The 12,184-nt window shown below is 68.8% G+C and carries 12 protein-coding genes; 5 read left to right on the top strand and 7 right to left on the bottom strand.

Annotated elements, in window-relative coordinates; all coding sequences use genetic code 11:
- Positions 1-22: 22 nt before the first annotated feature.
- Together AC07R7_RS23370 and AC07R7_RS23365 are read left to right on the top strand one after the other, a co-directional pair.
- Positions 23-154 carry a hypothetical protein gene (locus AC07R7_RS23370; protein ID WP_125157400.1) on the top strand — a complete coding sequence of 44 codons (132 nt, stop codon included), beginning with the start codon at positions 23-25 and terminating at the stop codon, positions 152-154.
- Between the two features lie 40 nt (positions 155-194).
- Positions 195-401, top strand: coding sequence for a con-10 family general stress protein (locus AC07R7_RS23365; protein ID WP_047413350.1), 207 nt, complete (start codon positions 195-197; stop codon positions 399-401).
- Positions 402-494: 93 nt separating this feature from the next.
- Here the strand turns inward: AC07R7_RS23365 and egtB are convergent, their stop codons facing one another.
- From egtB to AC07R7_RS23350, 3 genes are all read right to left on the bottom strand, one after another.
- Positions 495-2,675: an ergothioneine biosynthesis protein EgtB gene (gene egtB, locus AC07R7_RS23360; protein ID WP_494636764.1), complete on the bottom strand. Its 2,181-nt coding sequence runs from the start codon at positions 2,673-2,675 to the stop codon at positions 495-497.
- Between the two features lie 311 nt (positions 2,676-2,986).
- Complete coding sequence (locus tag AC07R7_RS23355) at positions 2,987-3,616, bottom strand: TetR/AcrR family transcriptional regulator (protein ID WP_494636763.1); 630 nt, start codon at positions 3,614-3,616, stop codon at positions 2,987-2,989.
- A gap of 58 nt (positions 3,617-3,674) precedes the next feature.
- On the bottom strand, positions 3,675-4,772 hold the full coding sequence (locus tag AC07R7_RS23350) for an MBL fold metallo-hydrolase (RefSeq protein WP_494636762.1): 1,098 nt from the start codon (positions 4,770-4,772) through the stop codon (positions 3,675-3,677).
- An 89-nt stretch (positions 4,773-4,861) separates the two neighbouring features.
- Between AC07R7_RS23350 and AC07R7_RS23345 the strand changes: the two genes are divergently transcribed.
- A complete protein-coding gene (locus AC07R7_RS23345; RefSeq protein WP_494636761.1) occupies positions 4,862-5,782 on the top strand; it encodes a haloalkane dehalogenase in 921 nt (306 codons plus the stop codon).
- Positions 5,779-6,195, top strand: coding sequence for a DUF1330 domain-containing protein (locus AC07R7_RS23340; RefSeq protein WP_494636760.1), 417 nt, complete (start codon positions 5,779-5,781; stop codon positions 6,193-6,195). The genes AC07R7_RS23345 and AC07R7_RS23340 overlap by 4 nt, the downstream gene beginning before the upstream one ends.
- Positions 6,196-6,326: 131 nt before the next feature.
- On the opposite strand, the gene AC07R7_RS23335 is transcribed toward AC07R7_RS23340, so the two are convergent.
- Positions 6,327-7,340: a formylglycine-generating enzyme family protein gene (locus AC07R7_RS23335; RefSeq protein ID WP_494636759.1), complete on the bottom strand. Its 1,014-nt coding sequence runs from the start codon at positions 7,338-7,340 to the stop codon at positions 6,327-6,329.
- Positions 7,328-8,980 carry a sulfatase-like hydrolase/transferase gene (locus tag AC07R7_RS23330; protein WP_494636758.1) on the bottom strand — a complete coding sequence of 551 codons (1,653 nt, stop codon included), beginning with the start codon at positions 8,978-8,980 and terminating at the stop codon, positions 7,328-7,330. Before AC07R7_RS23330 ends, AC07R7_RS23335 begins: the two co-directional genes overlap by 13 nt.
- A 91-nt stretch (positions 8,981-9,071) precedes the next feature.
- Between AC07R7_RS23330 and AC07R7_RS23325 the strand changes: the two genes are divergently transcribed.
- Positions 9,072-10,412, top strand: coding sequence for a 2-hydroxychromene-2-carboxylate isomerase (locus AC07R7_RS23325; RefSeq protein WP_492884475.1), 1,341 nt, complete (start codon positions 9,072-9,074; stop codon positions 10,410-10,412).
- A 48-nt stretch (positions 10,413-10,460) separates the two neighbouring features.
- Here AC07R7_RS23325 and AC07R7_RS23320 read toward each other — a convergent pair whose 3' ends face one another.
- Both AC07R7_RS23320 and AC07R7_RS23315 read right to left on the bottom strand, forming a co-directional pair.
- On the bottom strand, positions 10,461-11,084 hold the full coding sequence (locus AC07R7_RS23320; RefSeq protein WP_494636757.1) for a cysteine hydrolase family protein: 624 nt from the start codon (positions 11,082-11,084) through the stop codon (positions 10,461-10,463).
- Complete coding sequence (locus AC07R7_RS23315) at positions 11,081-12,145, bottom strand: LLM class flavin-dependent oxidoreductase (RefSeq protein WP_494636756.1); 1,065 nt, start codon at positions 12,143-12,145, stop codon at positions 11,081-11,083. The genes AC07R7_RS23320 and AC07R7_RS23315 overlap by 4 nt, the downstream gene beginning before the upstream one ends.
- Between the last annotated feature and the right edge of the window lie 39 nt (positions 12,146-12,184).

Raw genomic sequence — 12,184 nt, 5'->3', positions numbered from 1 at the left:
GAACGCGCAGGAGACGACGCCAGTGACCGACCCAGACGCCCCGCCCCCGCCCGAGCCCAAACCGCCCGAGTATGAGCCGGGTGTCGTCCCCGTCGAGGAACCCCCAACCTCGCCGCCGGTCGATCCAGGGGACGACCGTCCCTATGACGCCTGATCCTTGCTCGTGCCGCCTGTGACCAGACTAGGAGCCCCACATGGACACCGATAGCGAACGTCCCCGCGGTCGTCGCGGTTTCGCCGCCATGGACCCGGAACGCCGCCGTGAGATCGCCAGGAAGGGCGGAGCTAGCGTGCCCAGTGAAAAACGCAGCTTCGCCAAGGACCGTGATCTGGCGGCCAACGCCGGCCGAAAAGGCGGTTCTTCTTCACGCGGCGGTCGCCCCGGCGAGCGCGCGCTTTAGAAGCTAACCAACAAACAACCTTGACGCGCCGGTCCCGATCTCTCGGAGCCGGCGCGTCTTCGTGCGTGTGGACCAGCGCGCCGCTATCTCCCGTCAGGCGGTCAGCGCATAGACCGCGAAGGTCGGGTCCTTGCTGATCCAGCGCTGGGCCACGGTCCAGCCGGCGCGGCGGGCGATGCTCTCGAAGACCTCGGACGGGTATTTGTACGAATTCTCGGTGTGGATGGTCTCGCCGGCGGCGAACCGGAAGCCGTAGTCGCCGACCATGACGATCTGGTCGCGCACGCTTTCCAGATGCATCTCGATACGGCTTTCCCGAGCGTTCCACACGGCCTTGTGGGCGAAGGCGGCCGGATCGAAGTCGCCGCCCAGCTCCCGGTTGATGTGGACCAGAACGTTGCGGTTGAACGCCGCCGTCACGCCCTGGGCGTCATCATAGGCCGGGATCAGCACGGCCGGATCCTTGGCGACGTCGGCCCCGACGATGAACAGCGAGCCCTCGCCCAGCAGGGCGCGGGCCTGGCGCAGCAGGGCCTCGGCTTCATCGGGCGCGAAGTTGCCGATCGTCGATCCGGGAAAGAAGCCGACGGGCGTATGGCCCTTGGCGCCGTCCGGCAGCTGGATGGCCTTGGTGAAGTCTTCGACCAAGGGGGCGATGGCCAGGTTCGGATAGTCCTGGCGCAAGCTGGCGGCGGCGGCGTCGAGGGCGGACGGGCTGATGTCGATCGGCGCGTAGACGGCGATCCGCGGCGCGGCGTCCAGAACGATACGGGTCTTGGTGCTGGCCCCGCTGCCGAACTCGACCAGCGCCGCGTTATCGGGAATGCGGGCGGCGATCTCCGGCGCGATCTGGCGCAGCAGCGCCGTCTCGGTGCGGGTCAGGTAGTATTCGGGCAGCTCGCAGATCGCCTCGAACAGACGCGAGCCCTCGGCGTCGTAGAAGTACTTGGCCGACAGGGTCTTGGGCGTCGCCGACAGGCCGGCGACCACTTCGTCCAGGAATCGGTCGCCCGGCTTGACCTCGACCAGGCGGTCATCATCGGCCAGGCGCACGCCGCCGAACATCCAGCGGCTGCCAGGGTGGAAGAAGTTGCGATAGGTCGAGCGCGAGTGGCCGGGCGGCGTGGCCTCGCAGCCCCCGCGCAGCACCATCTGGCTGACCATGAACTTGCCGTTATATTCGCCCAGCGCACCCGGTCCTGGCTTGAAACCCGGATAGGCGCTGTAGGCGCTGGCGGTCCACTGCCAGGCCGCGCCGCACAGCTGACGGAGCGCCGACGGGGCGCCGGTGGCCGTGGCGGCGGCTTCCCATTCGGCTTCGGTCGGCAGACGACGGCCCGCCCAGGCGGCGTAGGCGGCGGCCTCATAGTAGCTGACATGGACGACGGGAACATTGGGGTCGACCGGATGACGGCCGCGCAGGGTCATGGTGGTCCACGCGCCGGTCTCGTCGCGACGCCAGTAGCCAGGTGCCTCCCAGCCCTCCGCGTTGACCTTGGCCCAGCCCTCCGAGAGCCACAGCTCGGCGCGGCCGTAGCCGCCGGCCTCGATGAAGGCCAGCCACTCGCCATTGGTCACCAGGCGGTCGGACAGACGGAACGGCGCGACGTAGGTCTTGTGGCGCGGCCGCTCGTTGTCGAAGGCGAAGCCCGCCGCGCCCTTTTCGTTTTCAGGCGCCCCGATCTCGACGAGACCGCCGGCGAAGCGGTGGAAACGCTGCGGACCCGGATCCGGACGCGGGGTCGCGGCGCCGGGCTGATAGGCCGGGCTGAGCGGCGACTGGGCGAACAGGTGCAGGATGTCCATCAGGATCAGCTCCTGATGCTGCTCCTCATGATTCAAGCCCAGCTCCAGCCGCTCGCGGATCTCGGGCGTCAAAGGACCGGCCAACAGGCGGACCATGGCCGCGTCGACATGGGCGCGATAGGCGCCGACCTCCTGCGCCGACGGCCGGGTCAGCAGGCCGCGTTGCGGTCTTGGCTGCCTGGGACCGGCGGCTTCGTAATACGAGTTGAAGATGTAGTTGAAGCGCGGGTCGTGGACAGCGTAGCCCGGCAGGAACGGCGTCAGAAGGAAGGTCTCGAAGAACCAGGTCGTATGCCCCCGGTGCCACTTGGTCGGGCTGGCGTCGGGCATGGACTGGGCCGCCTGGTCCTCGGGCGATAGCGGCGCGGCCAGAACCTCGGTGCGACGGCGAACGCGGCGATAGAGGTCGATCAGGACGTCCGCCGAGGCGTCGGCGAGATCCATGGCGGGCATTTCGTCCGGGATCATGGTGTCTCCTGCGAGCTAGAGCGGCGCTGGGCCAAGGCCCCAGTCGACGACAACGTTCCGAGAACTTCGGTGTTCCCCCTCGCCGTGGCAACCGCGCAAGCCTCGCGCTGCTGCCACTCTATGGCAGCAGGTCGTCCACAAGCTTGAACGCGACGGCTCCAACGAAACGATTTTTTCGACGACAGGCTTGAGGGTGAGCCACCGCGGGAACGTCTACCAGACGGAGGACGCCAGCACGCCCCTTACGGCTGGCGTACCTGCCGGTCGGGGAATTGAGCAGCCTCGACCGGCTTTACCTCGTACCCGACATTTCAGTCCCCGATCGGCGCATCCAGCAGCCCGGCCAGAACGCCCTGCAGCACCTCGGTGGCGCGCTTGGGCGAAAGGTCCTGGTCGCGGCGCAGCCGATGCCAGGCGTCGAAGCTGAGCAGCAGGTCCATGGCCTCGAACCGCACGCGGTCCTTGGCGAGTTCGGGCGGCAACTGGGCGCGCAAAATATCGCGCGAGATCTGCACCATCTTGGCGTTGTCGACGGCCAGGGCCGGCGACTGGTGGCGGTGAACCTCGGAGGCGCGCTTGAACGGGGCGATTTTCTCGTAGGCCCAGCCTCGGCGCTCGACCAGCTCCAGCACCCGCTCGCGCCAGCTCTCGCCCTTGAACGGCGTGTGGACCAGGGCCATCAGCTCGGTCGTGATCACCGCCGACATCTCGCTATAGAGGCTGTCCAGATCGCTGAAGTGGCGGAAGACCGTGCGAAGGCCGACATCGGCGCGGGCGGCGACCAGTTCGGCCGAGGGCGAGACGCTGCCTTCGCGCACCAGCTCCAGCATGGCCTGGACGATGCGGGCGCGGCTGTCCTGCGAGCGCCTGCGGCGACCGTCGATCGCGACTTCAGGCGCGGCGTCGATTCCCGGACGAAGATTACGCGCGGCGGAACTCAAGGCCCTGGGCTCTCCCATTCGTGGCCCTTGCTTAAACCCGCGGAACGCCGACGACCACCTAAAGCTTCAGAAGGTCGAGCCGGTTGGACCATTTGATCTCGGTGGAGCCAGCCGGCAAGCTGGCGAAGTCACCGTCGCGGCCTACCTTCATCGGCCCGCCGAAGATCGCGCGCGAGCGGCCCAGGAACGGCCCCTCAAGCGCCCGGACCGGCAGCGGCGGGATGATGTGGTAGAACAGCACTTCCCTCACCCCGGCCGTCTTGGCCTCGCTGGCCACCGTCTCAGGCGCGGTGTGATAGTCCAGGATGTCGTGGAAGATGTGGGCGTAGTTGTCCCGCCCGGCCTTCTTCGCCACGTCCGCCTGGATCGCCACGAGGTTCGGCGACAGGCCCTCGTGGACCAGCAGGTCGACGCCCTTGGCCGCCTTGACCAGCCGCTCCGACGGCCCGGTGTCGCCGCTGATCACGGCGGTGCGGCCCTTGTATTCGAAGCGATAGGCGACGGCCGGATGGACCGGGTCGTGCTTGACCGGGAAGGCCCAGACCTTCAGGCCCGGCTTTTCCAGCACCAGCATGTCAGGACCGTTCGGATCGGCCGTGAAGACGTGGGTGACGGCGCCGAAGCCCGAGGGCGGCATGACGGCTTCGCCGTGGTGGGCGACGCGGTAGCCGCGATCCAGGGTGTAGGCGTCCTGGAAGCCCTTCACCACCTGATCCAGGCCCGGCGGTCCGTAGATCGGCAGCGGCGCGTGCGCGGCTCCGCCTCCCCAGCGCTGCAGCATCAGCTCGCCCAGGTCGGCGATGTGGTCGGAATGATAGTGAGTGACGAAGGCGGCGCTCAGCCGGGGCGGCGGCAGGTTCATCAGCAGCAGGTTGCGGGTCGAGCCCGAGCCGGAGTCGACGACGAACAGGTCCCTGCCCGCCACCACCGCCACGCAAGGCCCCGCCCGCGTCGGGTCGGGCATCGGCGCGCCCGAGCCGCAGAGGCCGACATGCAGGCCGTCCGGCAGCTCGGCAAGCGGGTCGGTCGCCAGGGCCGTTTCATACAGTCTGCGCATGCCCGCCTCGGCCAGGCGTTCGCGGAACAACCACGCCAGACCCAAGGCGATGGCGACCACACCCGCCACGGCGCCCAGCCCGATCCAAACCTTGCGCATATGTTCCTCCCAGAACTTGACCTAGTAGCGCCATAATGGCACTCATAGTGTCAATAGAAATCCGCCGAGCGGTGTCGAGGGAGAACGGAATGAACGTGTTGCGCACGCCGGACGAACGGTTCGAGGGCTTGGTCGACTGGCCCTACGCGCCGCGCTACACGTCGGTGGTCGACGCCGACGGCACGCCGCTGCGCATCCATCATGTCGACGAAGGTCCCAGCGACCAGCAGCCGATCCTGCTGATGCACGGCGAGCCGTCTTGGGCCTATCTGTACCGCAAGGTGATCGCCGACCTGTCGGCGCGCGGCCGCCGGGCGATCGCGCCTGATCTCGTCGGCTTCGGCCGCTCGGACAAGCCGGCCGCGCGCGCCGACTACACCTACGAGCGGCACGTGGCCTGGATGAGCGAGTGGCTGGTCCGCAACGACCTGACGAACATCGTTCTGTTCTGCCAGGACTGGGGCGGGCTGATCGGTCTGCGCCTGGTGGCGGCCTTCCCCGAACGGTTCGCCGCCGTGGTCGTCTCCAACACCGGCCTGCCCGTCGGCTCGGGCAAGAGCGAGGGCTTCGAGGCCTGGCTGAACTTCAGCCAGAACGCGCCCGAACTGCCAATCGGCTTCATCCTCAACGGCGGCACGGCGCGCGATCTCTCCGAGGCCGAGCGCGCGGCCTATGAAGCCCCCTTCCCCGACGAGACCTACAAGGAAGGGGCGCGGATCTTCCCGGCCCTGGTGCCGATCACGCCCGAGCACGCCTCGGTGGCCGAGAACAAGGCCGCCTGGGCGGTGCTGGAGACGTTCGACAAGCCGTTCATCACCGCGTTCAGCGACGCCGACCCGATCACCCGCGGCGGCGAGGCGGTGTTCCAGTCCCGCGTGCCGGGCGCCAAGGCCGTTGCTCACACGACGCTGAAGGGCGGCCACTTCGTGCAGGAAGACAGCCCCAGCGAAATCGCGGCCCTGCTCGATGGCCTCGTCGCCAGCTTGGCGAAAAAGGAGATCGCCGAATGAACGTCGTCAATCAGGTCTTTCCCTCGCCCGAGCAGTTCCAGGAGTTCTTCGGCGGCCCCGAGGACGGGCCGTTCGTGATGGTCAACCTGCTGAAGTTCCGCGACAAGGCCGAGTACGAGGACGGCGCCGAGCCCGAACTGTCTGGCCGCGAAGCCTATAACCGCTACGGCGTCGAGGTGGCCAAGCTGGTCAAGGCGCTGGGCGGCCAGATCCGCTACAGCGGCCCGGTCACCGGTCTGATGATCGGCGAGGTCGAGGAGATGTGGGATGCGGTCGCTCTGGCCGAATACCCATCCCTGGCCGCCTTCCAGAAGATGGCTCTGTCTCCGGAAATGCACGCCATCGAGCACCACCGCAAGGCCGGCCTGGCCGGACAGCTGAACATCCGCACGAAGCCGGCTCCCGGCGTCTAGAACAGCTAACTTGTCATCCCGGAAGCCTCGCAGAGGCTGTCCGGGACCCAGGGGCCAATGGCAGTGCGGTTGCCCCTGGGTCCCGGACAAGCGCTACGCGCTTTCCGGGATGACAAGGAATTAGGTCCACTCTACGGCTCCCGGTACACCGTCCTGAAGCCGACGTGGGAGGCTCCGCCGTCGGGCGGTCCGGGCGTGCGGGCCGCCGGGCGGTATCGGAAGCAGTAGTCGTCGGCGCAGAGGAACGAACCGCCCTTGACCACGTGTTTGGGCGTGTTCGGCTCGTTGGGGTCGAGGGCGCGGATCTCGGGCGGGCCTCCGGCCTCGATGACGCTGGCGACCTCCAGGCCCGGCCTGAACCAGTCCTTGGTCCACTCCCAGACATTGCCGGCCATATCGACCAGGCCATAGCCGTTGGGCGGGAAACAGCCGACGGACGCGGCCTGGGCCTTGTAGCCGTCGGTCCCCAGGTCCAGGGCCGGGAACACGCCTTGCCAGGTGTTGGCGCGGGGGCGTTGAGCGTCCTGCGGCTGGTCGCCCCAGACGTAGCGCTTGCCCACCAGGCCGCCCCGCGCGGCGTATTCCCATTCGGCCTCGGTTGGCAGGTCGCGGCCCAGCCATCGGGCGTAGGCCATGGCGTCCTCCCAGGCGATGTGGACCACCGGCCAGGCTTCGCGGCCCCTGATCGTCGAGCGCGGTCCCTCCGGATGCCGCCAGTCCGCGCCGGGGATCACCCGCCACCATTGCGCGGGATCGTCCGACCTCGCCCCCTTCGCCCCCACGAAGACGAGCGAGGCCGGACGCCGCTGCGCCGCCGACAGCTGGGCGTAGCGCGCGGGATCGAGCGGTCGTTCGGCCAGGGTGCGGTAGCCCGTGGCGTCCACGAACCGCGCGAAGGCGGCGTTGGTCACTTCCGTGCGGTCGATCCAGAACGGCGCGACCTTCACTGTCTGTGGAGGCCCCTCTTCCGGCCGCATCGGCGCCGCGCCCATGGCGAAGTCGCCGCCCGCGATCCGGACCATGCCAGCCGTCCGGTGCGCGGGATCGGCGATGGGCAGGCCCGTCAGGCACGCCTTCGGCGCCGGCTTGCCGCAGCCCGCCAGCGCCAAGAGCAGGAGGAAAGGAACCGCCCTCAATTGTCCCAATAGACGTACTCGTCGCTCGCCTTGGCCTTCTGGCCGCCCGGATGGTCGATATAGAAGGCGCCGGAGATTAGCGAGGGCCAGGCGGGCTTGACCATCTGGCTATCCAGTTGCGCCAGCGTCGCCTGCATCTCCTTGAGCTTGTCCGGCCGGGTCCTGGACAGGTCGTGGCGCTCGGTCGGGTCGGTGTTCAGGTCGAACAGCCAGACCTTGTTCGGCTCCTGGGCGACCTGCAGTTTCCAGCCGCCCGCCATCACCGTCTTGTAGCGACCCGAGCGCCAGTACATTGCCTTGTGCGGGTCGCCCGCGGCCTTGCCCTGCACGAAGGGGACAAGGTCAACGCCGTCGATCGTCCGGTCCTTGGGCGGGGTCGCGCCAGCCGCGCCGGCGGCGGTGGCGAAGATGTCCACGTGACCCACGGGGCTGCGATAGACCGCGCCCGCCGGCAGCTGCCCCGGCCAGCGCAGCAGGAACGGCACGTGGATGCCCCCCTCGAAGAAGGTCGCTTTCCAGCCGCGATACGGCCGGTTGATGTCGGGAAGGCCGATATAGTTGGCGCCGCCGTTGTCGGAGGTGAAGATCACCAGGGTGTTGTCGTCCAGGCCCTTGTCCTTCAGCGCCTGCAGCACCCGGCCGATGTTGCGGTCCAGGTTGCGGACCATGGCGCCGTAGACGCGTAGGCGATGATCCTTGATCTGCGGCAGGGCGTCGTAGTCGGCCTTGGGCGCCTGCAGCGGCGTGTGGACGGCGTTGTAGGCCAGGTACATGAAGAACGGCCGGTTCCTGTTGGCGTCGATCGACTTGATCGCTTCGTCCGTCAGGTAGTCGGTCATGTAGGTCGACGGGTGGAACATCTTCGAACCGTTGTACTGCACGGCGAACGGCAGAGCGCCCCACAGGAACTTGTCGATCGGATCCCAATCCTGCCGCGATTCCTCGACCGACGGGTCGCCGACCGGCGCGAACAGCGAGGCGCCGGCCATGAAGCCCAGGCTCTCGTCGAAACCCTGGTCCTCGGGCCGCGAGCCCTTGACCCCGCCCAGGTGCCACTTGCCCAGGTGAACGGTGTGATAGCCGCGGGTCTTCAGGGCCTCGGCGATGGTGATCTCGGTGGAGGGCACGGCCTCGGTGTTGTCGTCCTTCGGCGTGTTCTTCACCTCGTCCTTGTTGAAGTGCGAGGGGTGCAACGGGTCGCCCGCGTGACCGCCGACGACGCGCGAGAAGGCCACGGGCGTAGGCGTGAACTCAAAGCCGAAGCGGGTGGCGTAGCGGCCGGTCATGATCGCCGCGCGCGACGGGGCGCAGGTGGCGTTGCCGCTGTAGCCGTTGGCGAAGGTGACCCCCTGGTGGGCGATCGAGTCGATGGCCGGGGTCGGCACGGCCCCGTTCGCGACACCGCCGCCGTTCAGGGTGACGTCGTTGTAGCCAAGGTCGTCGGCCAGGATGAACACCACGTTCGGCGGCCGCTGCCCAGCCGGCGTCGCGGCCGGGCCTTGCGCCCAGGTCACCGCGTGATTGGCCTCGATCTTCGGCTGCTTGGCGCGCGCGATCATGATGATCAGGTCGAAGCGGAAATGCCAGGCCGCCACGCCGGCCGCGACCAGCACAACGACGATCCCCGTGAACAGCTTCCAGGCCTTCATGCGCGCCTCCCTCTTATCGTTCGCTGGAGCATATATTGACATTCATCGTGCCGCTAGATGTCATGCATCCGACAGTTGGGAGGCTGTCGCCATGTCTCTGCGCACCCACATCATGCGAAGCGTGACCACCGTCCTGACCAGCCCGGCCCGCCGCCGGATGGCCCACGATCTGGCCGCCGTTTCCGCCCGCCTGCGCGGCGAGCGCCCGACCGTCCGCTATTTCCACCAGGCCGACGATCCCTATTCGCACCTGGCCGTGCAGATGCTGCCGCGCCTGCGCGCCCGCTATGGCGTGGAGATCGATCCCTATCTGGTCCCGCCGCCCGAGGACTCGGCCGCGCCAGACCGCGAGCGCCTGCGCGCCTACGGCCTGCGCGACGCCGCCCGCCTGGCGCGGGCCAGGGGCATCGGCTTCCCCGCCGACGCCCAACTGCCCTCGGCCGAGGATGTGCGCCGGCTGCAGGTGGTGCTGGCCGACGCGATCGAGCGCGAGCGGTTCGAGGATACGGCCCCGGCGGCCGGCGCGGCCCTGTGGTCGGGTGACACCAAGACTCTGGCCGGCATGGCCGCCTGGGCCAGCGGCCAGGACACGGACCTCTGCGACGACCTCCTGGCCTTCAGCCAGCGGCGCCGCGCGCAGTTGGGCCACTATCTGGGCGGCATGTTCCATTTCGAGGGCGAATGGTTCTGGGGCGTCGATCGCCTGGGTCACCTGGAAGCCCGCCTCGCGGCGCGCGGCCTGGACCGCGAGCCCGGAGCCCCGCGATTGGCCCCGGCCCTCGAGCCGACCCTGCTGGCGGCGCCCGGCGCGTCCACGGCGACGATCGAGGCCTGGTTCTCATTCCGCAGCCCCTATTCCTGGCTGGTCCTGCCGCGCATCCGCCAACTGGCCCAAGCCCATGGCGCGAAGCTGCAACTGCGGCCCATCCTGCCGATGGTCATGCGCGGCCTGGCCGTGCCGCGCATAAAGACGATCTACATCACCCTGGACTGTAAGCGCGAGGCCGAGCGCCTGGGGCTGCCGTTCGGCAAGATCGTCGACCCGGTCGGGGCCGGGGCCGAGCGGGCCCTGGCGGTGCTGCACCACGCGATCGATCTCGGCCTGGGCGAGGAATTCGCCGAGTCGGGCCTGAAGGCCGCCTTCGCCGACGGCCTGGCCCTGGCCGAGGATGGCGGCCTCTACGCCGCCGCCCGCCGCGCCGGCCTCAACGACGCCCAGATCGCGACCGCCCTGGCCGACGACAGCTGGCGCGACCGGGTCGAGACCAACCGCGCCGCCCTGCTGGAGGCCGGCCTGTGGGGCGCGCCGACCTTCCGGGTCAGTGACCACGAGGCGCACTGGGGTCAGGACCGGCTGTGGATGCTGGAAGACGACCTCCGCGCGGCGACGGCGCCGACGAAGGCTTATGCGCCGAATGGAGTGTCCGGATAGACCGACGAGCTCTTCGCGGCCTCGTCCAGTTCAGCGCGGCCGCGGATCTCAGGCGCTCCAGGCGGCGGCGACGCTGGCCGAGTCGGTCAGGATCGCGGTGTTCAGGTCCAGCATCTTCAGCGCCCCCGCGTGCAGGTCGGGCTCGTAGGCCGCGCAGGCGTCGGCGGCGATGAACACGTGGTAGTCATGGTTGAAGGCGTCCTTGGCCGTGTCGGCGACACAGCACTCGGTGGTCAGGCCGGCGATCACCAGGGTGTCGACCTCCAGCGCCTTTAGCCGCGCGTCGATGTCGGTGTCCCAGAACGGGCTGTACCGAGTCTTGCGAAGGACAAGTTCGCCGGGCCGGGGCAGAGGTCCGACGAAGGCGCTGCCCGGCGCGCCGGCGCGGCAGAGCGCCGGGCTGGCCTCGGGATCATTGCCGCGCCGACGCATCCGCTCGTCCCAAACGTCGGAGTCGGTTTCCGGCGTCGTGAACAGGCCGGCGAACACCACCGGGACGTCCGCCGCCCGCGCCGCATCGGCCAAGCGCTCGGCCGCCGCCAGGGCCGCCGGCACGGTCGAGATGTCCAGCCCCCACTGACCGCTCAGTCCGTCGGGCGAGGCGAAGTCGGCCTGCATGTCGACGATCAGCAGCGCCGTGCGTCCGGGCGCGATCCAATGCTCGAGGTTCATGAGAACGCCGTCCGCAGTCGTGGCAGGATTTCGGAGCCGAACATGGCCAGCCCTTCCCCATAGTCGGGGAAGATCAGCATAAGCCCGTCCAGTTCGCACTCGGTCATGAAGCCTTCGACCTGCTCGCGGCAGGTGGCGGGCGCGCCGATCATGGTCTCGGTCATGAACGCGCCCTGCTTGTGGGCCGCCGCCTGCAGCTTGTCGGCCGGCACGCCCCAACTGGCCAGCATGGAGAGGATCGCGCCCATGTCCGCGCCCTCGGCGTAGCGCCGGGCCAGAGCCTGCGCGCCTGCATCGCTCTCGGCGTGGATGATCGTGCACATGGCGTAGGTGCGTACCGTCTTGCCCAACTCGGCGGCCAGCGCCTTGGCCCGGCGCGAGGCGTCGCGGTGCTCGGGGCGCGAGCGGCCGCCGATGAAACAGGCGTCGGCGTGGCGCACGGAAAACTGGAAACCGCGATCGGACATCCCCGCGCAGATCAACTGCGGACGCGGTTTCGACAGGGGTTTGGGCCTGGACTGACAGTCCCGCATCGTGAAGTACTTGCCGGCGAAGTCGACGCTGTCCTCGGCCCACAGGCGCTTGACGATGGTCGTCCATTCCTCGGCCAGGGCGTAGCGGTCGTCGTGGGACAGCGAATCGTCCCAGGCGCTCATCTGGTCGAACTCGGCCTTGTAGGCCCCGGCGACGATGTTCAAGCCCGCCCGGCCGCCGCTGATGTGATCCAGGGTGGCGATCATCTTGGCGGCCACCGCCGGGTTTTGCAGCAGCGGGTGCACCGTGGCCCAGATGCGCACGTTCGTCGTCGCCTCGGCGATGGCGGCCATCAGAGTCACCGACTCCAGCGAGGTCCCCCAATGGTCGGTCTCGCCGCCGAAGCCGCGGAACTTGCCCATCGACATCACGAAATCCAGCCCCGTCTGGTCGGCGGCCACGGCGGCGGCGCGGTTCTGGGCATAGAGACCGTCCAGGACGGGCGTGGCGCCGGAGACGATCCAGCCGCCATTGGCCACCGGCAGGAAAACGCCAAAATCCTTGTGCTGCGAGGGGCGCTGGAACATGCGGCCGATCTTCACGCGCTTCGCCGCCCCGAACAACCG

Source organism: Caulobacter sp. GW821-FHT05F04, assembly GCF_059419665.1.
The sequence above is the reverse complement of the archived record's forward strand: the minus strand, read 5'-3'. Positions and strand labels throughout refer to the sequence as shown.

Coding starts and splice junctions, on each gene's coding strand:
- AC07R7_RS23365 (WP_047413350.1), top strand. CDS start 195: ATGGACACCGATAGCGAACGTCCCCGCGGTCGTCGCGGTTTCGCCGCC.
- egtB (WP_494636764.1), bottom strand. CDS start 2,675: ATGATCCCGGACGAAATGCCCGCCATGGATCTCGCCGACGCCTCGGCG.
- AC07R7_RS23350 (WP_494636762.1), bottom strand. CDS start 4,772: ATGCGCAAGGTTTGGATCGGGCTGGGCGCCGTGGCGGGTGTGGTCGCC.
- AC07R7_RS23345 (WP_494636761.1), top strand. CDS start 4,862: ATGAACGTGTTGCGCACGCCGGACGAACGGTTCGAGGGCTTGGTCGAC.
- AC07R7_RS23340 (WP_494636760.1), top strand. CDS start 5,779: ATGAACGTCGTCAATCAGGTCTTTCCCTCGCCCGAGCAGTTCCAGGAG.
- AC07R7_RS23330 (WP_494636758.1), bottom strand. CDS start 8,980: ATGAAGGCCTGGAAGCTGTTCACGGGGATCGTCGTTGTGCTGGTCGCG.
- AC07R7_RS23325 (WP_492884475.1), top strand. CDS start 9,072: ATGTCTCTGCGCACCCACATCATGCGAAGCGTGACCACCGTCCTGACC.
- AC07R7_RS23320 (WP_494636757.1), bottom strand. CDS start 11,084: ATGAACCTCGAGCATTGGATCGCGCCCGGACGCACGGCGCTGCTGATC.
- AC07R7_RS23315 (WP_494636756.1), bottom strand. CDS start 12,145: ATGTTCCAGCGCCCCTCGCAGCACAAGGATTTTGGCGTTTTCCTGCCG.